This window comes from Micromonospora sp. NPDC005254, assembly GCF_042872525.1.
In the GTDB taxonomy this organism is placed as follows: Bacteria; Actinomycetota; Actinomycetes; order Mycobacteriales; family Micromonosporaceae; genus Micromonospora.
Map to the genome: position 1 here is coordinate 243,944 of NZ_JBIAKM010000009.1, position 23,031 is coordinate 266,974.

Below are 23,031 nucleotides of genomic sequence, written 5' to 3' on the forward strand. Positions count from 1 at the left end.
GGCTAGCAGCTCCCACCGGTGGATCGTCCAGCCGTTATGACCACGCTCACCACCGGCGACGGTTCGACCGGCAGGTCAACCGGTGTGCACGTGCGGCCGGCGGCGCGGGTCGGGCTCCTGGCGACGCAGGATCTCCCGGGTGACCGAGGCGATGGCGCCCTGCCCGAACGCCAGGTAGCGCAGGAGGTTGCGACCCGGGCCACCCTCGCTCCATTCGAAGTAGATGTGTGGGCGTCGCCTGCTCCGGTCGCGGATCTCCAACAGCAGGGCGGCGAGCGCGGTGGGCACCGAGGAGCCGGTCAGGCTGAGCACCGGGTAGCTGTCGTGCGCCACGCTGCCGCGCACCGGCAGCTCGGTCTCGAAGTCCGACGGGTCGGTGACGTGGACCTCGACGAAGATGACGTCGCTGTCGTCGGGGAAGTCGTTGTCCGCCATGGTCTGTGCCAGCTTGGCGCGGTATTCGGCCGGGTCGCGGCGGTCCGGCTCGTGCGCGATGAGGCGGATCCGACGGGTGGCACGCTCGTCGATCATCCGGGCGGCGACCGGATCCAGCTCGACGTGGTCGACTCGCACCTCGTAGGCCCGTACGAGCCGGGACAGCACCGACACCAGGATCATCCCGCCGATGAAACACACGGCGATCTTGACGCCGTCGGGGCGTTCCACGACGTTCGCCAGGGTGGTGTAGACGAAGATCAGCGCGATGGCCCCGAAGGCGTACATCCGCCCCCGCTGCCGCCGTCGTCGCGCCGCGAGGGTCACGGCCGTCGCCGCCGAGGTGATCAACACCAGGACCCCGGTGGCGTACGCGCCGCCCTGCGCGTCCACGCTGGCGGAGAAGATCACCGTGATCAGGAATGCCACCGAGGTGAAGACCAGCACCAGCGGCCGGACCGCCCGCGCCCAGGTAGGGGCCATACCGTAGCGCGGCAGATACCGGGGTACGAGATTGAGCAGCCCGGCCATCGCCGACGCGCCCGCGAACCACAGGATCCCGATCGTGGACAGGTCGTAGACGGTGCCGAAAACGCCGCCGAGGTGCTGGTGCGCCAGGTAGGCCAGCGCCCGGCCGTTCGCCGGCCCGCCCGGTTTGAACGCCTCCGGCGGGATCAGCACGGTGGTGGTCACACTGCTGGTGATCAGAAAGACGCTCATCGTCGCGGCGGCGGTGGTGAGCAGCCGCCGCGCCCCCCGGATCCGGCCCAGCGGCCGGTCCTCCGAGTCCTCGCGATCCCCCCGGATGTGCGGCATCACGGCCACCCCGGTCTCGAAACCGGACAGGCCCAACGCCAGCTTCGGGAACACCAGCAGGGACAGCCCGACCACCAGCAGGGGATCGCCGTGCCCGGTGCTCAGCGCGGTGGTCCAGTCCCCGACCGCGCTCGGGTGGGTCACCACCCGCCACAGCGCGTCGGCGATCACCACCGCGTTCAGCGCCAGGTAGACCGCGACCAGGACGACGGCGATCCCGATGGCCTCGCCGAATCCCTTGAGGAACACCGCGCCCAGCAATGCCACCAGCAGCAGCGTGATGGCCACCTCGTGTCCCTTGAGCCCGCTCGGCCAGAACGGGTTCTCGTCGAGGTGGGCGGTCGCGTCCGCCGCCGAGAGGGTGATGGTGATGATGAAGTCGGTGGCCGCGAAACCGAGCAGCACCAGCACCAACAGCTTGCCCGGCCAGTAGCTCAGCAGGCGTACGAGCATCGCGATCGAGCCCTCACCGTGCGGGCTCTCCACCGCCACCCGCCGGTACACCGGCAGCGCGCCCAGCAGCGTCACCAGCACCAGCACCAGCGTCGCCACCGGCGACAGCGCCCCGGCCGCGAGCGCCGCGATGCCCGGCTGGTAGCCCAGCGTCGAGAAGTAGTCGACACCGGTCAGGCACATCACCTTCCACCACGGGTGGTGCCGATCCTCAGGCGGGCGGCCGCCCGGGCCGGAATGCCGCGCGGCCCGCTCCGTACCGCCGTCGAGCAGCCAACCGCGCAGCCGCCCGGCGCGCCTGTTGCCCTGCACCGGCGCTTCCCCCGTCCTCCGCCCATGGTCACCGCGAGTATCCGCCCGGCCACACGCGCCCGTCCCCAGGTACGCCGAACCCGCCCGTACCGGGTGGGGACGGCCGGCGAGTCGGAGGGTTTCGGGCCGGGGGCAGGGGGGATGCAGCGCCTCCGGCGCGCCTCGCACCGAATCGTCCGGTCGGGCCGGGAGGCCGCCGGATCGGATGCCACCGGGGAAGGAGCGGGTCATGGTCGGCGGCCGTCGCTTCCGCCCGGGTGGTGGCTTCGGCCGTCAGCTCGACGAGCACGAGACCCGCGTCGGCGTGCCGCCGCCGGAGCCGCCCCCGCCCGCCGGTGGCATGGTGGACAGTGCCGTCTACATCCGGGGACACCGGATCGCGTCGCCGGCCGGCCTCGCCGAGACGTACTCCTGCCTACAGGAGCAGGACGACGCGATGGCCTGGATCGGGTTGTACCGGCCCGACATCGACCAGATCTCCTCGCTGGCGCGCGAGTTCCGCCTGCACGACCTGGCGGTGGAGGACGCGATCAACGCCCACCAGCGACCCAAGCTGGAGCGGTACGGGCACACGCTGTTCGTGGTGTTGCGTGCCGCCCGCTACGACGACCTGCGGGAGGAGGTCGAGTTCTCCGAACTGCACCTGTTCATCGGGCCCGGTTTCGTGGTGACGGTCCGCCACGGCGAGGTCCCCGACCTGGCGGCGGTCCGGCGCCGGATGGAGGCCGACGCGCCGATGCTCGCCCAGGGGCCCGAGGCGGTCCTGTACGCGATCCTCGACCAGGTCGTCGACGGGTACGCGCCGGTGGTCGCCGGGTTGGAGAACGACATCGACGAGATCGAGACCCAGGTCTTCGGGGGTGACCCGAACGCCAGCCGGCGCATCTACGGGCTCAGCCGGGAGGTCATCGAGTTCCAGCGGGCCGCCCGGCCGCTGCTCACCATGCTCGACGCGTTGGCCACCGGCGCCGGCAGCTACGGCACGGACGAGGAGCTGCGCCGCTACCTGCGTGACGTGACCGACCACCTCACCCAGGTTGTCGAGCGGGTGGACGGGTTCCGGCACCTGCTGCAGAACATCCTCACCGTCAACGCCACACTCGTCTCGCAGCAGCAGAACGAGGAGATGCGCAGCCTGACCGCGGCCAGCTACGCGCAGAACGAGGAGTTGAAGAAGGTCTCCTCGTGGGCCGCGATCCTGTTCGCCCCCACGCTCATCGGCACCGTGTACGGCATGAACTTCGTCCACATGCCGGAGCTGAACTGGCGCTTCGGCTACCTGTTCGCGCTGCTGCTGATGCTGCTGGTCTGCGGAACCCTCTATCTGGTCTTCAAGCGGCGCGGCTGGCTCTAGCAGCGGGGCGCGAGGCTCACTCGATGCCGCGCAGGATGTGCCGCTCGTCCTCGCTGTCGTCGTCACCGGCGCCGATGCGACCGAGCAGCACGGCGGCGGCCCAGATGGTCAGGGGCGTGGCCGCCCCGGTCATCCCGCCACCGGTCCGGTCGTGGCTGGTCTGGCTCCGCTCCGTGCGCGGTGGCCTGCGCTGAGCCTGCATGGGCCCTGCCTCTCCTCGTCGAAGCCGCCGCGGGCGGCCCGCTCGCGCGGGTCACCACCGGTACGGCATCCACGTCGAACCATCCCACGCCCGGCCGCATCCGCACCCCCTGTTTTCGGTTTCCCGACTGTCGCCCGCCAAACCGGACATCTCGCCTCGATGGTGCACCGACCGGCCGAATGGGTAGCGAGGTACAGGTGAGCGGATCTCTCGACACCGCCGTCCGGGTCGCCACCGGACGTGAAGCCCTGCCTCGCTACCTCGTCGCGGCGACGCTCGCCCGCGGCGCGGACGCCGGCGCGACCGTGGGAGTGGTGTTGCTGGCCACCGTGTCGCAGGTCGGGGCGACCCGGCCGGCGCTGCTCGGCGTACGCGCCGGACGCCATGCGGACGCAGGTGTTCGTGTCGACGGCGGCCCTGAAGGTGGCCGCCGGCTCGCTCGGGACCGGGCTGGCCGGTGCGCTCGCCCCGCTGGGTCCGCGCCTGCTGCTGGTGGCCGGGGCATCCATCGCGCTCGCCGCAGCGGTGGCGGCGACGGTGTCCGCGCGGCGGCGCGTCGACCGCCAGGACGGCTGGGACCTTGACAAACCCTAGGCCAGCGGATGGGTGATGCCGCGGGCGTGGTCGGTGAGGGCCGCGCCGACCACGGTCGCCGCCAGCGGCAGCACCTCCAGGCAGCGGCGCACCGCGGCGGCCATCAGCGTGTTCGGCACCCGCATGGACAGCGTGCAGTGCGGCACCCAGCGCCCCGGCTGGTAGTGCTCGACCAGGGTGATCCCGGCGGCGGCGAGCCGGCCGTGCACCAACCGGTGGTGCGCGAGCAACTCCGGGGTGGGCGCCGGGCCGAGCCAGAGCACCCGTCCGACGAACTGCCCCGTGTACTGGAAGTCCAGTCGTAGTGGGGCCGCCACGACCGTTCCGCGCAGCGCCTCGGCGACCTGTTCGGGGTCGAAGCGGGGCGCGACCGCGAGCGACACGTGCGGGCGGTGGCGCTGCTCCAGCAGCGAGCGCATGCTCTGCACGCCCTCGGCCTCCAACGCGTCCCACAACACCCGGATCCGCCGGGTGGCGTCCGGGTCCAGATACAGCTCCAGCGCCGCGACCACGTGATCACCGTAGCGGCCGAGGTCTGGCTGTCGGTGTCGGGCGGTACCGTGATCGGAAACCGACCAGGAGGCGTGCCCCGTGGACGTGAGTGACCTGCTGACCGAGACGTACGACCGGCTGCCCGACCTCGTCCGCGCGGCGGTCGACGGCCTCACCCCGGAGCAGCTGCGTCGGGCGCCCGGCGAGGGCGCCAACCCGGTCGGGTGGCTGGTCTGGCACCTCACCCGCGTCCAGGACCACCACGTCGCCGACCTGCTCGACGCCGAGCAGATCTGGGTCAACGGGGACTGGGCGGGGCGGTTCGGGCTCACCGCCGACCCGCACAACACCGGCTACGGCCACACGCCCGCACAGGTGGCGGAGGTGCGCCCGGAGAGCGCGCAGGCGCTGATCGACTACTACGAGGCGGTTTCGGCGCGTACCGGATCGTTCCTGGCGGGGCTGCGCCCGGCGGACCTGGACCGCGTGGTGGACGAGTCGTGGGACCCGCCGGTCACTCTCGGCGTGCGGCTGGTCAGCATCGCCGACGACGACCTGCAACACGCCGGGCAGGCCGCCTACGTCCGCGGCCTCGTCGAGGCCGTCTGACCCGCGTCCCCCGGTTCACCCGGTTCGGGTGACTCCCGCTCACCCCTCGCCGGGTGATTCTGCGGGGATGCGGGAGGTGATCTGATGGGTACGACGGCGGCGCGGTTCCTGCAGGACCTGGACGCCGGCCGGCGCCCCGACCTGTCCGAGACCACCGCCGGGACGCTGCGGCTGGACATGCGCGGCGACGGCTGTACCGATCACTGGTACCTGACCGTCGCTGACCAGCACGTCCAGGTGACCCGGTCGGCCGACGACGCCGACCTGCTGGTCCGCGCCGATCGGGCGGTCTTCGACGAGTTGGCCAGCGGTCAGCTGCACCTCGCCGAGGCGTTGCTGCGCAACGAGCTGACCGTGCGGGGCGACATGGCACTGCTGTTGCTGCTGCGGCGGATCTTCCCCGGCCCGGCCGACGCCCGGCATCCCCGTGCGCTGGGCCGGGCGGCCCTCGCGAGACAGGAGGGGTCGCGATGAGGCAGGAGCAGGTGCACGTGATCGCCGGCAACGTGTTCGCGATCAGCGACGCCCAGGGCGACATGGAGGTCGACCCGCAGGCGCCGGTCGGGCTCTTCTCGTTCGACACCCGCTTCCTGTCCCGGTGGGTGCTCAGCGTCGACGGGGAACGCCTCAACGCGCTCTCCCGCGACGACATGACGTACTTCGAGACCCGGTTCTTCCTGGTGCCCGGTGCGGCGAGCCACTACGTGGACGCCGACGTGTCGATCATCCGGCACCGCTCGGTGCACGACTGCTTCCACGAGCAGATCACCGTGCTCAACCATTCGCCGAAGCCCGCCGACTTCACCGTGCGGATGGAGGTGGGCGCCGACTTCACCGACATCGCCGAGATCGCCGACGTCGCACGGCCCCGACCGCGGGCCGTCCACGTCGCGGTCGACGCCCACCGTGCGGCACTCGTGCTGCGCTACGAGCGGGAGCGGTTCGGCCGCGTCACCACGGTGCACAGCACCGCCCCCGCCGAGGTCGACGAGGAGGGGCTCACGTTCCGGATCAGTGTTCCGCCCGAGGGGAAGTGGGAGACCACCCTGCACGTCAGCATGACGATGCGGGGCGAGGGTGACCGGGACATGCGCGCCGATCTGGAGTCGCACCAGCAGGTCCTGCGGCGGGGAATGGGTGACGACCTGACCGCGTGGTTGGCCCGGGCCCCGCAGTTGGTGGCCGAACGGGCGGGCCTGGAGGAGACGTACCAGGGCGCTCTGGCCGCCCTGGGGGCGCTGCGGTACCAGCCGCTGGCGTACACCGACCGGGTGCCGGTCGGCGGCCTGCCGTGGGCGATGGGAATGTGCGGGCGGGACAGCATCATCACCTGCCTGCAGAGCCTGGCGTTCGTCCCCGAGTTGGCCCGCGCGACGCTGCGGATGCTGGCGCTGCTGCAGGGTGGCCAACTCGACGACGAGCACGACGAGGAGCCGGGCAAGATCCTGGTCCAGTTGCGCTACGGCGAGTTGGCCGCGTTCGGGGAGCGGCCCAACGCGTTGTACTACGGCGCGGCCGACACCACCCCGCTGTTCGTGGTCCTGCTCGACGAGTACGAGCGCTGGTCCGGCGACGCGGAGCTGGTCCGCGAGCTGCGCCACCCGGCCCGGCGGGCGCTGGACTGGATCGACGAGTACGGCGACATGACCGGCGACGGTTACGTGCGCTACCAGCGCCGCAACGAGCGGCACGGCGCGGTGAACCAGTCCTGGAAGGACTCCCGGGACGCGATCGTCGACGCGCACGGGCGGTTGCCCGCGTTTCCCCGCGCCACCTGCGAGTTGCAGGGCTACGCGTACGACGCGAAGCGGCGCGGCGCCCGGCTGGCCCGCGAGTTCTGGGGCGAGCCCGAGTACGCCGACCGGCTCGATCGGGAGGCGGCGGCGCTCAAGGAGCGGTTCAACCGGGACTTCTGGTTGCCGCACCGGGAGTACTACGCGTTGGCGCTGGACCCGTACGGCGAGCAGGTCGACGCCCTGACGTCCAACATCGGGCACCTGCTGTGGAGCGGGATCGTCGCGGACGATCGCGCCGAGGCGGTCGCCGAGCACCTGCTCGGGCCGCGGCTGTTCAGCGGCTGGGGGGTGCGGACGTTCGCCACCGGCCAGCGCCCGTACAACCCGGTGGGCTCGCACCTCGGGGCGGTGTGGCCGTCGGACAACGCCCTGATCGCCGCCGGTCTGCGGCACTACCGTTTCGACACGCACGCGGCCCGGATCGCGGCCGGCATCTTCGACATGGCGCAGACGCTCGGCGGAGCGGTGCCGGAGCTGATCGCCGGCTACGAGCGGAGCCTGACCAAGTATCCGGTCCAGTTGCCCTCGGCCGGTCGTCCCCAGTCGTGGTCCTCGGGCGCGCTGCTGATGTTGCTGGGCACCCTGTTGGGCCTGCGGCCCACCGGCGAGAACCTGCTGGTGAATCCCGCCCTGCCGAGCGGCTTCGGCGGTATCGAGCTGCTCGACATCCCCGGCCGTTGGGGGCACACCGACGCGTACGCCGGTGATCGCTCCACCCAGGCGGAGGCCCGCCCGCGGACCCGGCGGCGACCGTGACTCAGCGGCCGTCGCTCCGGGCTGTCGCACCGCCGGCGTCCTGATCGAGGGACGGGGACACGTGGGCCGGGGGAGGCCGCCGGCGGTGCGCCTGGGCGCGACGGAAATCCTGCACGGCGAGGCTCAGGCCGGCCAGCTCGTCGGGGCGCGGCGCGGCACGCACCGCCGTCAGGAGCAGCACGACCGGACGCGTGTCGGTCGACGGATCGACGGGGAAACCGCCGAGCAGCCGCTCGGCGGTTTCCTGGTTCATCCGGTCCGCGTTCATCTCGTGTCCCTCAGCGCCCACCCCGCGGGCGATGTCACATCGGCGCCCGGAGCGGGAACCGGTGGTGACAGCACGAGGCGAAGCGCCCGAGGGCGGGCCGGGGCTCAGCCCATGGTCTTCGACCCGTCGATCGCCTCACGCAGGATGTCGGCGTGCCCCGCGTGCTGCGACGTCTCGGCGATGAGGTGCAGCAGCACCCGGCGGACCGTCCAGCTCGCACCCGGCTCGAACCAGGGCGCCTGCGGCAGCGGGTGGGCCGCGTCCAGATCGAGGGTGGCGATCAGCTCGTCGGTGTGGGCGGCCACCGCCTGGAACCGCTCGACCAGCCCGGCCAGGGTCTCGCCCGGCGCCATCCGGAACTGACCGACCCAGTCGATCTCCTCGCGCTGCATGGCCTCCGCGCCACCCACGGCGAACAGCATCCACCGCTCCTCGGTGCCGGCGACGTGCTTGATGAGCCCGCCCGGGCAGAGCTCGCTCACGGTGCTGCGGGCGGCGGCCTGCTCGTCGGTCAGCCCGTCGACGGTCTGCAGGAGGAAGCCCCGGTGCCGGCGCAGCGTCTGCAGCAGGTCGGCCCGTTCCCCGGTGAGCTGCGCGGTGCTGGTCATGGTGTTGCCCTTCGGTCGAGGTCCGTCGGGCGCCAGCCTAGGACCGGGCACCGACACTTCGGGGTCGGACACGACGGGAGCGCCGGCCGCCAGCGGTTGCCGATCGGGGCGCGGGACTGTCCACTGAATGACATGAGTGTGATCAAGGTGGGCACGTCGTCCTGGGCGGACCAGACGTTGCTGCGCTCCGGCTGGTATCCGCGCTCGGCCAACACGCCGGCCGGCCGGCTGGCCTACTACGCGGGACGGTTCCCGCTGGTCGAAGTGGACACGTCCTACTACGCCGTTCCGGTGCCGGAGACGACACAGGGCTGGGTCGACGCGACACCCGACGACTTCACCTTCAACGTCAAGGCGTTCAGCCTCTTCACCGGGCATCCCACGCCGGTCGCCGTGCTGCCCCGGGATCTGCGGCCGGCCGGCGGCCCGAGCCGGGTCCGCCGTCGCGATCTGCCCGAGCAGGCGTACGACGAGCTGTGGGCCCGCTTCCAGGCGGCGCTGGACCCGATCGCGGCCGCCGGCAAGCTCGGCGCGGTGCTGTTGCAGTTCCCGCCCTGGTTGGCGCACGGCGCCGCCGCCGAGCGTCGCATCGTGGAGCTGGCGCAGCGGTGCCGGCAGTGGCGGGTGGCGGTGGAGCTGCGGCACGCCTCCTGGTTCGACGGCGCCGGCGCGGCGGCGACCCTGGACCTGCTGCGCGCGCACGACCTGTCCCTGGTCTGCGTCGACATGCCACAGGGGCACCCGTCGTCGGTGCCGCCGATCCTGACGCGGACGGCGGAGCCCGCGATCGTCCGCTTCCACGGCCACAGCGACGCGTGGGGCGACGGCGACAAGCAGGACAAGTTCCGCTACGCGTACGACGAGTCGGAGCTGCGGGACTGGGCCGCGCGGCTGGCGGAGCTGGCCGGCGACGTCGACGACCTGCATGTGCTGTTCAACAACTGCTGCGCCGGGCAGGCCCAGCGCGACGCCACCCGGCTGGCGCAGTTGCTCGCCGAGACCATGCTCGCCGATCCGCGGGTGCCGCCCGGGCCGCGTGGACCGGCCGACGGTCAGACCGTCGCGGCGCGGGCCGCGTCGAGCGGCTGACGGACCGCTGCCCGCGTGCACCCCGTTTGGAGCGGGCACGCGGGCAGCGCCGTTGATCAGGAGCGTCGACCCCGGGTGCGCAGCGCGTCCTGGGACCGCTCGTTGACGTCCGCGTCGTCGGGGAAGCTCCGACCGCTGGGCGCCGGATCCGGTGGCGCTCCCGGCCCGGCCGTCGTCGTACGGGTGGGTTCGACCGAACCGAAGCCGTGCCGTCCGGCCGGACCGCTCCGGCCGGCCGGGGCGCCCGCGCGCCGCTCACCGCGCCGTCCCTCGGGCACCGCTGTCTCCTCGCTGCCCTCGTCCATCGGCGAGTCGTCGTCCGCGCCCCAGGGCGCGTCGGCGTCGAAACCGTCGTCGGCGCGCCACGGTTTGACCGCCTCCGGGACCGGCCGGTCTCCGCCGCCTCTGCTGCGTCTCTCGTCTGCCGCCATGGCCACCTCGCTCGTCGGTCCGCCGCTGCCGGCGGACGGATTGCCCGTCCCCGGGCCGGTCCTGCCCGCTCGGCACGCCATAGCGCGTGGCGGGCGCGTGGGGTCGGCCGGCGCCCCGCCGTCGACGGTCCGGTGGGAAGCCGGCCGGCCCGACGCTCAGCGTCCGGCCATGGCCATCTGCCGCTTTCCCATGCCCATGCCCATCTTGCCCATGCCCATCTTGCCCATGCCCATCTTGGCCATGCCCATCGGCGCGCTGCGCATTCCGCTGGTGCGGCTGAGGATCCCGCGCAGCACCTGACCTGGCTTCTGCTGCTCACTCATGTACGCCGTGACCACGACCAGTGATCCCGTCAGCGCCGGAATCGCCCACTGGAGCAGCTTCATCTGCCGCTGCGAGGAGGCGACGCTGGCCGGCGTCTGGTGGCTGGGTTCCGTGGCGCCGTTCACCGGCGGGCCGCCCGCCTTCTCCAACCGCATGCCGACCAACCGGCTGTAGCCGGTGACCGCGAGCGCGCCGATCGTCAACGCCGTCTTGATGGCGCTGGCCCGGCCGACCCCGCGCTGGGCCACCACCCGTGGGCTCTCCGTGACCAGTTCCCCGACCGCACCGGCCAGGTGCGCGCCGATCGCGGCCGCGTTGACCGGAGTCCACTTCGACCAACCGGCCGAGGCGACCGGAAGTCGCTGGGTCGAGTCGTTGATTTTCGCCGCTGCGCCGTTGACGCCGAAGGCACCCATGAGGGAGCCGCCGAACCAGGCCGCCAGACCCAGATCGTGCATCGAGCGCAGTGCGGTGTGTCGTTCGGACATGTGATCCCCTTCCGCCGTGTCGGGCGAAGCGGCTTACCCGCCGCCCGGGCGGCTAACCCCGTCGCCCGCCGGTCGATCCCCGTCGCGCCGACACGACGGGGACGTACGGGCGTCGCGGTCGGAGACCGCCGCCGGGAGGAGTCGTCCGCGCGGTGGCGGGTAGATCCGTCCGACGCCGACGGAGAGGGGAACGCGATGTCGCAGCCGGATGAGGTCCGCGAGAAGACCCCCAAGACCGACGCGGTGCTCATGCACCCGAACAACGATCCGCACCGGAACACCGCGGAGGTCGCGCCGCGCAAGGACCACGCGCAGATCCAGGTGGAACGCGACGACGAGCTGGTGCCGCTGGACCCGGAGGAGTGAGCGGGGCGGGCCGCCCCGAGCAGCCGGTACGGCTCAGCGGGGCGGCAGGTCCGCGGCGAAACGGGCGATCCGCCCGGCCAGCGGCGCGCCGGCGCGGATCCAGGTGAAGTGGTCCAGCGGCGCCCCGGCGTCCGCCACCGTGTACCGCTCGCGGGTCACCGGTGCCGCGGTGAGCTTCGCGCAGAGGTGGTCCATGGTCTCGTGCGGGGTGTACTGGTCGTCGTCCACGCTGATCGCCAGCACCGGTGTGCGCACCGCGCGTACCGCCGCTTCGGTGTCCGTGCCGTCGAGCCGGGGAAAACGGCCGGTCCGTGCGGTGTGTGCCCAGTCGCGGATCACGCCGCGCGCCTGCCGGCCGCCGAAGCCCCAGCCCGGCCAGACGCCGAGCAGCGCCGCGGTGGCGGCGATGCCCTGGGTGTACGGCAGCACGCCGAGCCCTCGGCGACCCGGATAGGTGCGCCAGTACGGGACGCCCACCGCGATCAGCGCCAGAGCGTCCACCGCGTCGCCGCCGTGGCGGGCGAGGTGCAGCAGGGCGGCCTGCCCGCCGAGGGAGTGACCGAGCAGCACCCGGGTACGCCCGTCCAGCCGCGGCTTGAGCGCCGCCAGGACAGAGCCGACGTCGCTGGCCAGCTCGGCGTAGCCGTGCCGGTCGGCGCGGCTCGGGGCGGGCGTGCTCGCTCCGGTCCCCCGCAGATCCGCGACGACCACGGCCAGGCCGGCGGAGCGCAGCGCGGCGGCGAACGGCTGGTAGTAGCGGGCGCGGACCCCCATCGCGGGCCAGATCACCACCACGGGCGCGCCGGGCGGGCCGGCCGGCTCGGGATAGACCTGCATGCCGAGCCGAGCGCCGTCGACGTCGACGAACTCCTGCGCGTACTCCGGATCCCCGTTCACCGGCCCAGCCTACGGCCCGACGTTACCGGCGGGTAGCCGAGGCGGTCCGGACGCGGCGGAGGCCCCGCCGGGTGGCGGGGCCTCCGGTGGCGCGCGACCGGTCAGGAGACGGAGATCGTCCCGTCACCGGCGCGGACACACGACACCGCGCGGGCGGCGGTCACGGCCGCGCCGGCGAGGCACCGGCCGAGCACCTGGTGCCCGGTGGCGTTCGGGTGCCACGACTCCTGGCAGGTCTGGAAGTAGCTGACGCACGTGTTGGCGATCCGCTGAATGGCGATCTTGTCCTTGCCGGCGAGGCTGGTCACGAAGGTGCCGGTCGCGCCGTCCTGCAGCCGGATGGGCGTGGCCAGCGCGCCGGTCGGGCTGGACGTCGACTCGCACAGCCGCGCGCCGTCGAAGGCCCGCTGCACGTTGAGGTAGACCAGGTCGTCGGCGGGGAACTCGGCGGCCAGGGTGTCCCGAGTGGACTTCACGATGCCACCCAGGCCCTGCGAGAAGCGGTGCCCGGGGGCGAGGCTGGCCCGGTGGATCGGGCAACCGGCGGCGTACCGCTCCGCGCCGAGGTCACGGAACTTGTCCCGGGTGTCGTCCCGGCCGTCCTCCTCGTAGTACACCGGGTTCAGGTCCAGCGGCAGCGGGTTGGTGTAGTCCTGGAACACCACCCGGTGCTGGCCGTCCGCGTCCACCTGGTCGAGGGTGGTCAGGATCTGGCGTACGGCGGCGGTGGTCTCCGCGGTCGCGGCGCTGAGCTGTGCGGCGGTGGCCAGGTCGGCGTCGCTGCACGGCTTCTGCTCCACCGGCCCGTTCAGGTACGCCCAGAACTCCCACCAGCCCGTCCAGGCGTCGGCGATGAAGCGGTTGGCGCACGTCTCCGCGACGCTGCCGAAGGTGAACGAGCTGTTGTTGGAACCCAGGCCGATCAGCACGAGGTCGATGTCCTGCGTCTGCGCGACGGCGCGCAGCTGGTCGAGCTGGGCGGCCACGGTTCGGCCGTTGGCCCGCGCGCCGGAGGCGGTGGCGATGTCGTGCGGCTGGCCGCCCGAGCAGGCCAGGTTGAACCGGTTCTGGATACCCGGCAGGTTCGCCTGGTTGAGCGAGGCGTTCGCCGACCGGTGGCAGAAGTACGCGTTGTTGTTCGGCGCCGTCCAGCCGGGGAAGCCCTGGGCGACCCCGTTGGCGTCGACCACCGGGGTGTACGCCCCGGCGCCCTCGCCGCTGATGAAGCTGTCGCCGAGCGCCACGGCGGCGGTGGGCAGCGCGGCGGTCGCGGGGGCGGGCAGCGCGACGGCGGTCGACAGCGCTGCCGTGACGATCGTGAGTGCCGCGGCGAGCGCGGTACGGCGGAACCTGGGCATGGGGCTCCCATCCAGCGAAAGATGAAAGATTCTCTGAGAGCGCGATCAGATCACCCCTGTGCGACGGGCGTCAATGGCCCGTAACGGAACCGTTCGATGAAAGACACACACGTCTGGTGCGCGCGGCCGTCGGTTGGTCGGTCGGGCTGCTAGCGGCGGCGCAGCGCGGCGGCGCCGACCGTGTTCAGACCCACACCCCAGATCAGCAGTACGCACACCCACTGCACCCACCGCAGCACGCTCATCTCGCCGGAGAGCAGGTTGCGCACGCTGCCGAACGGGGTGAGCCACGGCTGCGCCGGGCGCAGGGCTTCCACGGCCCCCAGCAGCGCGAACAGGGCCAGCGGCAGGACGATCGTGGCGAGGAACGCGACCACCGGCGACCGCAGCAGCAGGCCCAGCCCGGTGCCCACGAAGCCGGCGACGATCTGCACCAGCACGCTGCCCACCGCGACCGTTCCGGCGAGCCGCCAGGGCTCGTCCGCCACGTCGGCGGGAGTGAGGGCCAGCGTCGCGGCGCAGATCAGCACTCCCACGACGCCGATCACCGTGGCCGGCAGCACCACCGCGAGCACCGTCGGGACGACGTGGACGGTGCCGGACGCCCGACGCAGGTCGCGCACGAGCAGGATGCCGAAGAGTGGCGTGAGGACCGACATCACGCTCTGCACCGTGCCCGAGAGAGCGGCGAACGTCCGGTCGGTGGGCGCCGCGGCAGCGACCAGCGCCACGGCGCAGAACAGCCCCACCACCAGGGTGCCCACGAGCAACCACCGCCGGGCCCGCGTGCCGAGGGACCGTCGCAGGGCGTCGCGTGTCGGCTCGTCCACCACGATCACCTTCCGACGGCTGGTCGGGTAGGTGAGCCTACCGTCGACGGTATCCGTGCGTGGTCCCGTGATCACCGCTGTGCCGTATACGGCACCTCGCTCCATTTGTGCTCACCGGATGTGACAGACGTGGACAGTGGCCGATATCGCTCTCTAGAGTTCCCCCGTCTGGCTGTCTTACATCCACGGGGGTTGCGGTGGCCACTGGCCGCTCCATGCATGCTGTCCACATCCAGAGACCGTCCACTCATCACCGACCATCCACGCACCGCCTGCTCGCCGCCGGGATCGCGGCGTCCATCGGCGTCACTCTGCTCGCCGCGCCTGCCTCGGCCGCGTCGGCGACGGTGACGGAGGGCACCGCCCCGCGCGGCACGGCCGGCCGGGAGGCCGTCCAGGCAACCACCACGGCCACGCGTACCGGCCAGCGGGTGGAGGTCGTCTCCGCTCGCACCGAGCTGACCCAGGTCTTCGCCAAGCCGGGCGGAGGCTTCGTGGCCGAGACCGCCGCCGTTCCGCAGCGGATCCGTCAGGGCGACGGATCCTGGTCCGACGTCGACCTGTCGCTGCGGCGCGACGCCACCGGCTTGCGGCCGGCGGTCTCCCCGGCCAATGTGCTGTTCTCGGCCGGTGGGCGCGGTCCCGCGGCCACGTTGACCACCGGGAAGAGCACGATGACGTTGGGCTGGCCGGGCGGGCTGCCCGCGCCGACCGTGTCCGCGGACGCGGCCACCTACCCCGAGGTGCTGCCCGGTGTGGACCTGGTGCTGACGGCCACCCACACCGGCTTCACCCACGTTCTCGTGGTGAAGGCCCCGCAGGCCGCGACGAACCCGGCGCTGCGGGAAATCCGCTTCGACCTCGGCGGTGACGCGCGGGTCCGGCGGGAGGCCGACGGCTCGCTGCGGGCGCTCGCCGGTGGTGCCGAGGTGGCACGGGCCGCGACGGCGGAGATGTGGGACTCGACCGGCTCCGTCGGCGCGCCTCGTGCGGCGGCAGCCTCCTCGCCGTCCGGTCCCGGCGTCGCCGCCCGTACCGCCCCCGTGTCGACCGCCGTCGACGAGGCCGGTGACCTCGTGCTGCGCCCGTCGGCAGGCCTGCTCGATCCGGCGAAGGCGACCTTCCCGGTCTACATCGACCCGGCCTGGTCCGCCAGCCCTTCCCGCTGGGCGTACGCCACCAGCAACAACTCCACCAACAGCGACACCACGGCCGCCCGGGTCGGTAAGGACGCCGACTCCGGAGTCACCTACCGCTCCTACTTCGAGTTCCCGATCAGCGCCCTCAGCGGCAAGATCATCAGGTCGGCGTACGTGCAGGTGGTGGCGACCCACACCTGGTCCTGCTTCGACACCCCGACCTACCTCTACCAGTCCGGCGCGATCACGAGCACCCCCCGCACCGCCTGGGCGCCCGCGCTGACCACGCTGCGCGCCTCCGCGAGCTCACACGTCCGCGCAACGGGCTGCATCGACTCGCCGCAGCCGCCGATGAACGTGCGCTTCGCCGGCAGCGTCGCCGCCGGCCTCAGCAGCGCGGCGGCCGCTCACCAGACCTCGATCACCTACGGCCTCTGCGCGTGCAGCGACTCGTCCGGGACCGGCGAGAGCACGGTGGACCGGTGGAAGAAGTTCGATCCGAGCACGGCACGCCTGGTGGTCGACTACGACACCGCGCCCAGCCAGCCCACCGCACTCCAGGCCGGCGGTGCGGCCTGCGTCACGGGCGGCCGCGTCACCCTGGGCACCGCGCCGACCCTCTCCGCCGTCTTCCCCGACGCGGATGCCGGCCAGGTCCTCCAGACGGCGTACGAGCTGTTGGAGATCCCCGCCTCGGGCACCTACGACAGCACCACGCCGCGGATGACCGCGCCGACGGGCTCGACCGTCACGGCCGGCGCCCGGTCCACCACGGCTGCGGTGACCGGCACGGCCAATGGAAAGTCGTACGCCTTCCGGACGCGCAGCGATGACGGCTACCTGCTCAGCCCGTGGTCGGCGTGGTGCGAGTTCTCCATCGACAACCAGCCGCCCACGGTGAGCGTCGACGCGGTCACCAGTCCCGCCCCGCCCGGCCAGCTCTACACCTACAAGCTGCGCTCGCCGGACCTGGACGTGGTCAGCTTCCGCTACGGCTGGAGCAGCCCGCCCACCGAGGAGGCGGAGGCGGGCACCAGCCTCGGCTGGACCGGCAAGACCGTCTCGGTGACCCTGGCCACGCCGGCCTACGGCACCAACACGCTGTACGTCGCCGCGGTGGACAGCGTCGGGAACGTCGGCTACGGCTCGCTTGTTATCCAGGTGCCGACGCCGTAGGGCGGCCGACCACCAACCGGTCACGGCGCGGCTGAGGCGTCGAAACCGGACAACACCACACCGCGTCGAGGCCCGCATCCGCAACGAGGATGCGGGCCTCGACTGCGGGGTGCCGTCGTCGTGTCGCATCTGCCGGTTAGGCTCGCTGCGGCGCGCGCCGGCCGACCGACAGTTCGGACGCGGCACCACACCGCCGAGACCGGGGAGTACGACCAGTTGACCGCAGAGCCTGACACCCTGTACGGGGCCGATGACCTCACCCACCTTGAGGGGCTGGACGCCGTCCGCAAGCGGCCCGGCATGTACATCGGTTCCACCGACAGCCGTGGCGTGGGTCACCTCGTCAACGAGATCCTCGACAACTCCACCGACGAGGGTGTCGCCGGTCACGCCACCACCGTCGAGGTGATCCTGCACGCCGACGGCTCGGTGCAGGTCGACGACGACGGCCGCGGCATCCCCACCGACGTGCACGCCAAGTCCGGCATCTCCGGCGTCGAGCTGGTGCTGACCCGGCTGCACGCGGGCGGCAAGTTCGGCGGCTCCGGCTACAAGACCTCCGGCGGCCTGCACGGCGTCGGCGCCTCGGCGGTCAACGCGCTGTCCCGCCGCTTCGACGTGACCGTCCGCCGAGCCGGCAAGGTCCACGCGATGTCGTTCCGGCACGGCGTTCCGGGGATCTTCGACGGCGACGGGCCGGACGCGCCCTTCACCGCCGGCCCCGGCCTGCAGGTGGTCGGCGCGATGAAGCGCGGCCAGCGCACCGGCACCTCGATCCGCTGGTGGCACGACGCCCGCTACTTCGAGACCGGCGCGGCGCTCGACGTCGACGCCGTGCGGATGAAGCTGCGTAACACCGCGTTCCTGGTCCCCGGCGTGACGTACCTGCTGCGCGACCTGACCGGCGAGGCCCCCGCCGAGGAGCGGTTCCACTACCCCAACGGGCTCAGCGACATGGTCGAGTTCCTCGCACCGGCCGGCGACCGGCCGGTCTCCGGCATGCTCCTGGTCAACGGCGAGGGGACGTACCGGGAGAACGCCGCCGACGCCAACGGCGTCATGCAGTCCAACGTGCAGCGTCGCGCCGAGGTCGAGGTGGCGTTCCGGTGGGGCACCGGCTACGAGCGCACCGTCGAATGCTTCACCAACACCATTCGCAACGCCCACGGCGGCACCCACCGCAAGGGCTTCGAGCGGGCCCTCGTCCGCACCCTCGCCGACGCCGTCCGCAACACCCGCGGCCTGCTCAAGGCCAAGGAGGAGCCGCCCACCCTGGACGACGTCCTGGAGGGGATGACCGCCGTGGTGCACGTGCGGATCCCCGAGCCGCAGTTCACCTCGCAGACCAAGGACGAGCTGTCCACGACCGGCATCACCAAGGTCATCCAGACCCTGGTCGACGCGCACGTCAAGGCCTGGCTGGAGGACCGGCGCACCAAGGCCGAGGCGCGCGTCGTCCTGCAGAAGATCGTCGACGCGGCGCGGGTGCGGCTCACCCAGAAGCAGCAGAAGGACGCCGCCCGGCGCAAGACCGCCCTGGAGGGCGCGTCCATGCCGCCGAAGCTGGTCGACTGCCGCGCCACCGGGATCGACCGCAGCGAGCTGTTCATCGTGGAAGGCGACAGCGCCCTCGGCACGAGCCGCATGGCCCGCTCCTCGGAGTACCAGGCGCTGCTGCCGATCCGGGGCAAGATCCTCAACGTGCAGAAGGCCAACCTCCAGCAGGTTCTGGACAATGCCGAGTGCGCCGCCATCGTCCAGGTGCTCGGGGCCGGCTCGGGGCGGACGTTCGACCTCGCCGCGCTGCGCTACGGCCGGGTGCTGATCATGGCCGACGCCGACGTGGACGGCGCGCACATCCGTACGCTGCTGATCACCCTCTTCGCCCGGTACATGCGGCCGTTGATCGAGGCCGGTCGGCTCTACGCCGCCATGCCGCCCCTGCACAAGATCACCACCAAGGGGCGCAACCCGCAGACCGTCTACACCTACACCCAGGCCGAGATGGAGGCGACGGTTCGCAAGCTGGAGAAGGCCGGCAAGCAGATCGTCACGCCCATCCCACGCTTCAAGGGCCTCGGTGAGATGGACGCCGACGAGCTGTGGGACACCACGATGAACCCCGCCACCCGCGCCGTCCGCCGGATCACCCTGGACGACGTGGACGCCGCCGAGCGCATCCTCGAACTGCTGATGGGGGAGAAGGTCGAGCCGCGCCGCAACTGGCTCATCGACTCGGCCGACCGCGTCGACCGCGATGCGATCGACGCATGAGCGAGCGGCAGCGAGCGAATATTCGGAACAGTGCGACGGTGCCTCAGGGCGTCGCGCAGCGAAGCGGAGCGACGGCATGAGCGCCGCTGCCGTCCGAGGGGAAAGCTGAGTCATGGCACGCCGTAAGGAAAACAAGGTCGACCTCTCCTCGTTCGACCAGGCCGGCGCGCGGGTCTTCGACAACCCGCTGGTCACCGAGGTCTCCGACTCCTACCTGGAGTACGCGTTCTCGGTCATCCACTCCCGCGCCCTGCCCGACGCGCGCGACGGCCTCAAGCCCGTGCACCGGCGCATCCTCTGGTCGATGTACGAGCAGGGCTACCGCCCCGACCGAGGGCATGTGAAGTCCGCACGCATCGTCGGCGACTGCTTCGTCGCCGGCACACTGGTCTCCACGCCCGATGGCCTGCGGCCAATCGAGGAGATCGAGGTCGGAGACCTCGTGCTGGACGGCGAGGGCGCGTCGGTCCCGGTTACCACCGTCTTTCGTAATCCGAATTCTGACCTCGTTCGCGTCACCTGGAGCAATGGGCACACGATGCTCGTCACCCCGGGCCAACGTTTCCGGGTGGTCGCGGATGACCTCTCCGTGCAGTGGGTCGAGGCTCGGGACCTTGCGGGACGCCTTGCGCTGGCCTATGGGAGCCGCCGTACCGAGGTGTCGCCGCATCCTGGCGACGTCTACGACTACGTGCGCGGGCTGCTGGTAGCCGAGGGTTTCCCGGTCGACCGGAACCGCACAGCGGACGGCCGGGTCCGCATCCACATGTGTGACATCGAGCCGCTTGATGTCGCTCATGGCTGGGCTATCGCCAGTGGATTGAACGTCTCCCGCGGAAAGCGTGAGGCTGCCAACCCCCGTCATCGCGACCAGCACATTTTGACTTTCAGCCGTAACCAAGGGCTGTTGGAGGTTACTGAGCCGCTCAGCCGTGACAAGCACGTGCCGCGCGACATCCTGGGCAACCGATCGGCGTGGGCGCCGTTCCTCGCTGGCTTCTTCGATGGCGACGGCTACGTCCGCAAGCGGTTCCGAGAGATGGTTTTCGTCAGCACCAGCAAGCTACTGGTGCGGCAGATATACGCCATGCTCGCCGACCTAGGTCTACACGGGCACTACTGGACCAGCGGTCGTCATTCTGATGGACACCCGCTTCACGGGCTCTCCGTATCCGGACGTGACGCCGCTGATCTCGCCCGGATGTTCCTGCCGTGGGTGCGAATCGGCTACAAGCACGATGGCCTGCAACGGGTTGCGAACATCGACTATCGGTATAGCGGCAAACAAGGCAATGACCGGTTGCCGTACGGCCCGGTGATGGCGGAGCTCACCGCAGCGCATCAGGGTGGCGGATGGTTTCGGGATCAGGCCGGACAGGCGTTTCGTGCCTCGCTCTCGGCAAGCGGCGGCCCGAAGGTGCGGTATGGCAAGGACCGCAACGGCAATCCGCTCGCCGAGCGGTCGTTCCAGTTGGAGCGGGCGGTCCGGGACGGCTGGGTCCAGAAACTCCACCGGCTCGGCTCGCCGCTCGCCGCTCGGCTGGATGCGCTGGTCGGTAGTGCTTTTCTGCGGGTCACCTCGGTCGAGGTGGTGCCGCCCGACGTCACGTACGACATCCAGGTGGGCAGTGACGAACACGCCTTCGTTGCTGAGGGCTACGTGGTGCACAACTGCATGGGTAAGTACCACCCCCACGGTGACACGGCGATCTACGACGCGATGGTCCGCCTCGCGCAGGACTTCTCGCTCAACGTGCCGCTCATCGACGGCCACGGCAACTTTGGATCCCAAGACGACGGTCCGGCTGCCTCAAGATATACAGAAGCGCGGATGTCCCGCGAGGCGATGCTGCTCGTCGGGGAGCTGGGCGAGGACACCGTCGACGTCGAGCCCAACTACGACGGGTCGCTGACCCAGCCGACCGTGCTGCCGGCCGCCTTCCCCAACCTGCTGGTCAACGGCGCGTCCGGGATCGCGGTCGGGATGGCCACCAACATGATCCCGCACAACCTCGCCGAGGTCGTCTCGGCGGCCCGCTGGCTGATCAACCACCCGGACGCCACCCTGGACCGGCTCATGGAGTTCGTTCCCGGCCCCGACCTGCCCACCGGCGGCGTGCTGCTCGGCCTGGACGAGGTGCGCCGCGCGTACGAGACGGGGCGCGGCGTGGTGCGGATGCGCGGCAAGGTGGAGATCGGCCCGATCGAGGGCAGCCGGGGCCGCCAGGCGATCACCGTCGTCGAGTTGCCCTACGGCGTCGGCGCGGAGAAGGTCATCGCGGCGATCACCAACGAGGTCACCAAGACCAAGCGGCTGACCGGCATCGCGGACGTCAAGGACCTCACCGACCGGGAGAGCGGCACCCGGTTGGTCGTCGAGTGCAAGGTGGGGGTCAACCCGCAGGCGCTGCTCGCCGACCTCTACCGGTTGACCCCGCTGGAGCAGTCCTTCGGTGTCAACAACCTGGTGCTGGTCGACGGCCAGCCCCGTACCCTCGGGTTGAAGGCGCTGCTGGAGGTCTTCCTGGCCCACCGGTACGACGTGGTCACCCGGCGCAGCTCGTACCGCCGCCGTAAGCGCGAGGAGCGGCTGCACCTGGTCGACGGCCTGCTGATCGCTCTGCTGGACATCGACCGGGTGGTCCGGTTGATCCGCGGCAGCGACGACGCGCAGGCTGCCAAGGACGGGCTGATGAGTCAGTTCGGCCTCTCCGACATCCAGGCGACCTACATCCTGGACACTCCGCTGCGCCGCCTGACCAAGTACGACCGGATCGAGCTGGAGGCGGAGCAGGAGCGGCTGCGCGCCGAGATCACCGAGCTGTCCACGATCCTGGACGACGAGCGGGTGCTCAAGAAGCTGGTCTCCGACGAGCTGGCGGCCGTGGTCAAGCAGTTCGGCACCGAACGGCGGACGACGCTCGTCGACGGCGACCTCAAGGAAGTGCTCGCGGCGTCCGCGCCGGCCGGCCCGCTGGAGGTCGCCGACGACCCGTGCCAGGTCATCCTCTCCGCGACCGGGCTGGTCGCCAGGACCGCGGCCGAGTCGGAGGAGAGCGCCGAGGGGCGCCGGCGTAACGGCCGGGTCAAGCACGACACCGTACGCGCGATCGTGCACTCCACCGCCCGTGGTCGGGTGCTGCTGGTCACCAGCGCGGGTCGCGCCTTCAAGATCGACGTACTGCCGCTGCCGGTGCTGCCCGAGCAGGCCGGCACGGTGTCGCTGCGCGGCGGCATGTCCGCCGCCGAGCTGGTGCCGCTGGAGGCGGGGGAGACCGTGGTCGGTCTGGCGCCGCTCGGCGGTGCGGCGGACACCTCACCCGGGCTGGCGCTGGGCACCCGACAGGGCGTGGTGAAGGTGTGCGCACCGGAGTGGCCGGTGCGGTCCGACGAGTTCGACGTGATCGGCCTGCGCGACGGTGACGAGGTGGTCGGGGCGACCTGGCTGACCGACGGCGCCGAGACGCTCACCTTCGTCACCTCGGAGGCGTCGTTGCTGCGTTTCGCCGCCGGGCTGGTGCGCCCGCAGGGCCTCAAGGGCGGCGGGATGGCCGGCATCAACCTGCCGGCCGGGGCCCGGGTGGTGTTCTTCGGCGCGGTACGCACCGACGACGCGGGGCACGGCGAGCCGATGGTCGTCACGTCCACCGGGGCGACGGTCAAGGTGACGCCGTTCAAGGCGTACCCCGCGAAGGGCCGGGCGACCGGCGGCGTCCGCGCGCACCGCTTCCTCAAGGACGAGACCGACGTGGCCGTCGCCTGGGTGGGGCCGCGCCCGGTCGGCGCGACCGGCACCGGCGAACCGGTGGAGCTGCCGGCAGCCGACCCCCGCCGCGACGGCAGCGGCTTCGCCGTGATGCTGGGCCCAACGGTGGTAGGCCACCTCATCGAACGCGACTAACCCCCACCCCCCACCCCCACCTCCCCGCACTCGTTGATCATGAAGTTATTGCCGCGACACGC

20 protein-coding genes and 2 pseudogenes are annotated in these 23,031 nt (G+C 71.7%); 12 read left to right on the plus strand and 10 right to left on the minus strand.

Going from position 1 to position 23,031, the window contains the following annotated elements:
* Positions 1-75 precede the first annotated feature (75 nt).
* A complete protein-coding gene (locus tag ACFYPR_RS26415) occupies positions 76-2,016 on the minus strand; it encodes an amino acid transporter (RefSeq protein ID WP_387262997.1) in 1,941 nt (646 codons plus the stop codon).
* Positions 2,017-2,245: 229 nt separating this feature from the next.
* Here ACFYPR_RS26415 and corA point away from each other — a divergent pair, with 229 nt between their 5' ends.
* Complete coding sequence (corA, locus tag ACFYPR_RS26420; protein WP_355068145.1) at positions 2,246-3,370, plus strand: magnesium/cobalt transporter CorA; 1,125 nt, start codon at positions 2,246-2,248, stop codon at positions 3,368-3,370.
* A 16-nt stretch (positions 3,371-3,386) separates the two neighbouring features.
* Here corA and ACFYPR_RS26425 read toward each other — a convergent pair whose 3' ends face one another.
* Positions 3,387-3,572 (minus strand): hypothetical protein, encoded by a 186-nt coding sequence (locus ACFYPR_RS26425; RefSeq protein ID WP_007457747.1) that lies wholly within the window; start codon positions 3,570-3,572, stop codon positions 3,387-3,389.
* Between the two features lie 384 nt (positions 3,573-3,956).
* Between ACFYPR_RS26425 and ACFYPR_RS26430 the strand changes: the two genes are divergently transcribed.
* Complete coding sequence (locus ACFYPR_RS26430) at positions 3,957-4,166, plus strand: hypothetical protein (RefSeq protein ID WP_355068146.1); 210 nt, start codon at positions 3,957-3,959, stop codon at positions 4,164-4,166.
* Here ACFYPR_RS26430 and ACFYPR_RS26435 read toward each other — a convergent pair.
* On the minus strand, positions 4,163-4,678 hold the full coding sequence (locus ACFYPR_RS26435) for a 2'-5' RNA ligase family protein (protein ID WP_355068148.1): 516 nt from the start codon (positions 4,676-4,678) through the stop codon (positions 4,163-4,165). The genes ACFYPR_RS26430 and ACFYPR_RS26435 overlap by 4 nt on opposite strands.
* A 79-nt stretch (positions 4,679-4,757) precedes the next feature.
* On the opposite strand from ACFYPR_RS26435, the gene ACFYPR_RS26440 reads away from it, so the two are divergent.
* The 3 genes from ACFYPR_RS26440 (at position 4,758) to ACFYPR_RS26450 (ending at position 7,819) form a co-directional block, all read left to right on the plus strand.
* Positions 4,758-5,267 carry a DinB family protein gene (locus tag ACFYPR_RS26440; protein WP_354855085.1) on the plus strand — a complete coding sequence of 170 codons (510 nt, stop codon included), beginning with the start codon at positions 4,758-4,760 and terminating at the stop codon, positions 5,265-5,267.
* A gap of 84 nt (positions 5,268-5,351) precedes the next feature.
* Positions 5,352-5,741: an SCP2 sterol-binding domain-containing protein gene (locus ACFYPR_RS26445; RefSeq protein WP_354855086.1), complete on the plus strand. Its 390-nt coding sequence runs from the start codon at positions 5,352-5,354 to the stop codon at positions 5,739-5,741.
* Positions 5,738-7,819, plus strand: coding sequence for a glycogen debranching N-terminal domain-containing protein (locus tag ACFYPR_RS26450; RefSeq protein WP_355136044.1), 2,082 nt, complete (start codon positions 5,738-5,740; stop codon positions 7,817-7,819). Before ACFYPR_RS26445 ends, ACFYPR_RS26450 begins: the two co-directional genes overlap by 4 nt.
* A 1-nt stretch (position 7,820) precedes the next feature.
* Here ACFYPR_RS26450 and ACFYPR_RS26455 read toward each other — a convergent pair whose 3' ends face one another.
* Both ACFYPR_RS26455 and ACFYPR_RS26460 read right to left on the minus strand, forming a co-directional pair.
* The gene (locus ACFYPR_RS26455; protein ID WP_354855088.1) at positions 7,821-8,087 is read right to left on the minus strand and encodes a hypothetical protein; all 267 of its coding nucleotides are present in this window, start codon (positions 8,085-8,087) and stop codon (positions 7,821-7,823) included.
* 104 nt (positions 8,088-8,191) lie between these two features.
* On the minus strand, positions 8,192-8,695 hold the full coding sequence (locus tag ACFYPR_RS26460; RefSeq protein WP_355068150.1) for a DinB family protein: 504 nt from the start codon (positions 8,693-8,695) through the stop codon (positions 8,192-8,194).
* Positions 8,696-8,827: 132 nt separating this feature from the next.
* On the opposite strand from ACFYPR_RS26460, the gene ACFYPR_RS26465 reads away from it, so the two are divergent.
* Positions 8,828-9,784 carry a DUF72 domain-containing protein gene (locus ACFYPR_RS26465; RefSeq protein WP_387263001.1) on the plus strand — a complete coding sequence of 319 codons (957 nt, stop codon included), beginning with the start codon at positions 8,828-8,830 and terminating at the stop codon, positions 9,782-9,784.
* A 56-nt stretch (positions 9,785-9,840) separates the two neighbouring features.
* Here the strand turns inward: ACFYPR_RS26465 and ACFYPR_RS26470 are convergent, their stop codons facing one another.
* Both ACFYPR_RS26470 and ACFYPR_RS26475 read right to left on the minus strand, forming a co-directional pair.
* Positions 9,841-10,215 carry a hypothetical protein gene (locus ACFYPR_RS26470; RefSeq protein ID WP_354855091.1) on the minus strand — a complete coding sequence of 125 codons (375 nt, stop codon included), beginning with the start codon at positions 10,213-10,215 and terminating at the stop codon, positions 9,841-9,843.
* A 156-nt stretch (positions 10,216-10,371) separates the two neighbouring features.
* Positions 10,372-11,028: a hypothetical protein gene (locus ACFYPR_RS26475; RefSeq protein WP_354855092.1), complete on the minus strand. Its 657-nt coding sequence runs from the start codon at positions 11,026-11,028 to the stop codon at positions 10,372-10,374.
* Between the two features lie 195 nt (positions 11,029-11,223).
* Here ACFYPR_RS26475 and ACFYPR_RS26480 point away from each other — a divergent pair, with 195 nt between their 5' ends.
* The gene (locus tag ACFYPR_RS26480; RefSeq protein ID WP_354855093.1) at positions 11,224-11,394 is read left to right on the plus strand and encodes a hypothetical protein; all 171 of its coding nucleotides are present in this window, start codon (positions 11,224-11,226) and stop codon (positions 11,392-11,394) included.
* A 33-nt stretch (positions 11,395-11,427) separates the two neighbouring features.
* Here the strand turns inward: ACFYPR_RS26480 and ACFYPR_RS26485 are convergent, their stop codons facing one another.
* From ACFYPR_RS26485 to ACFYPR_RS26495, 3 genes are all read right to left on the minus strand, one after another.
* Positions 11,428-12,231 (minus strand): alpha/beta fold hydrolase, encoded by an 804-nt coding sequence (locus tag ACFYPR_RS26485; protein WP_387263105.1) that lies wholly within the window; start codon positions 12,229-12,231, stop codon positions 11,428-11,430.
* Between the two features lie 161 nt (positions 12,232-12,392).
* Positions 12,393-13,649 carry a hypothetical protein gene (locus ACFYPR_RS26490; protein WP_354855095.1) on the minus strand — a complete coding sequence of 419 codons (1,257 nt, stop codon included), beginning with the start codon at positions 13,647-13,649 and terminating at the stop codon, positions 12,393-12,395.
* Positions 13,650-13,798: 149 nt separating this feature from the next.
* The gene (locus ACFYPR_RS26495) at positions 13,799-14,479 is read right to left on the minus strand and encodes a hypothetical protein (protein WP_354855096.1); all 681 of its coding nucleotides are present in this window, start codon (positions 14,477-14,479) and stop codon (positions 13,799-13,801) included.
* Between the two features lie 215 nt (positions 14,480-14,694).
* Here ACFYPR_RS26495 and ACFYPR_RS26500 point away from each other — a divergent pair, with 215 nt between their 5' ends.
* From ACFYPR_RS26500 to ACFYPR_RS26520, 5 genes and pseudogenes are all read left to right on the plus strand, one after another.
* A complete protein-coding gene (locus ACFYPR_RS26500) occupies positions 14,695-16,794 on the plus strand; it encodes a hypothetical protein (RefSeq protein WP_354855097.1) in 2,100 nt (699 codons plus the stop codon).
* A gap of 129 nt (positions 16,795-16,923) precedes the next feature.
* Positions 16,924-19,068, plus strand: a complete 2,145-nt coding sequence (locus ACFYPR_RS26505) for a type IIA DNA topoisomerase subunit B (RefSeq protein ID WP_387263108.1) — start codon at positions 16,924-16,926, stop codon at positions 19,066-19,068.
* A 112-nt stretch (positions 19,069-19,180) separates the two neighbouring features.
* Positions 19,181-19,609 (plus strand): annotated as a pseudogene (locus ACFYPR_RS26510) (DNA gyrase subunit A); the annotation flags it as partial.
* Positions 19,607-20,242: pseudogene (locus ACFYPR_RS26515) on the plus strand (LAGLIDADG family homing endonuclease); the annotation flags it as partial. The pseudogenes ACFYPR_RS26510 and ACFYPR_RS26515, both read left to right, overlap by 3 nt.
* Positions 20,243-20,386: 144 nt before the next feature.
* Positions 20,387-22,969 (plus strand): DNA topoisomerase (ATP-hydrolyzing), encoded by a 2,583-nt coding sequence (locus tag ACFYPR_RS26520; RefSeq protein ID WP_387263110.1) that lies wholly within the window; start codon positions 20,387-20,389, stop codon positions 22,967-22,969.
* The last annotated feature ends 62 nt before the right edge of the window (positions 22,970-23,031 follow it).

Bases quoted from the DNA above. Each gene is read 5' to 3' on its own strand.
- ACFYPR_RS26485 (WP_387263105.1), bottom strand. From the start codon at position 12,231: ATGCAGGTCTATCCCGAGCCGGCCGGCCCGCCCGGCGCGCCCGTGGTG.
- ACFYPR_RS26475 (WP_354855092.1), bottom strand. From the start codon at position 11,028: ATGTCCGAACGACACACCGCACTGCGCTCGATGCACGATCTGGGTCTG.
- ACFYPR_RS26490 (WP_354855095.1), bottom strand. From the start codon at position 13,649: ATGCCCAGGTTCCGCCGTACCGCGCTCGCCGCGGCACTCACGATCGTC.
- ACFYPR_RS26430 (WP_355068146.1), top strand. From the start codon at position 3,957: ATGCGGACGCAGGTGTTCGTGTCGACGGCGGCCCTGAAGGTGGCCGCC.
- corA (WP_355068145.1), top strand. From the start codon at position 2,246: ATGGTCGGCGGCCGTCGCTTCCGCCCGGGTGGTGGCTTCGGCCGTCAG.
- ACFYPR_RS26455 (WP_354855088.1), bottom strand. From the start codon at position 8,087: ATGAACGCGGACCGGATGAACCAGGAAACCGCCGAGCGGCTGCTCGGC.
- ACFYPR_RS26465 (WP_387263001.1), top strand. From the start codon at position 8,828: ATGAGTGTGATCAAGGTGGGCACGTCGTCCTGGGCGGACCAGACGTTG.
- ACFYPR_RS26460 (WP_355068150.1), bottom strand. From the start codon at position 8,695: ATGACCAGCACCGCGCAGCTCACCGGGGAACGGGCCGACCTGCTGCAG.
- ACFYPR_RS26480 (WP_354855093.1), top strand. From the start codon at position 11,224: ATGTCGCAGCCGGATGAGGTCCGCGAGAAGACCCCCAAGACCGACGCG.
- ACFYPR_RS26450 (WP_355136044.1), top strand. From the start codon at position 5,738: ATGAGGCAGGAGCAGGTGCACGTGATCGCCGGCAACGTGTTCGCGATC.
- ACFYPR_RS26445 (WP_354855086.1), top strand. From the start codon at position 5,352: ATGGGTACGACGGCGGCGCGGTTCCTGCAGGACCTGGACGCCGGCCGG.
- ACFYPR_RS26470 (WP_354855091.1), bottom strand. From the start codon at position 10,215: ATGGCGGCAGACGAGAGACGCAGCAGAGGCGGCGGAGACCGGCCGGTC.
- ACFYPR_RS26425 (WP_007457747.1), bottom strand. From the start codon at position 3,572: ATGCAGGCTCAGCGCAGGCCACCGCGCACGGAGCGGAGCCAGACCAGC.
- ACFYPR_RS26500 (WP_354855097.1), top strand. From the start codon at position 14,695: ATGCATGCTGTCCACATCCAGAGACCGTCCACTCATCACCGACCATCC.
- ACFYPR_RS26520 (WP_387263110.1), top strand. From the start codon at position 20,387: ATGGCGGAGCTCACCGCAGCGCATCAGGGTGGCGGATGGTTTCGGGAT.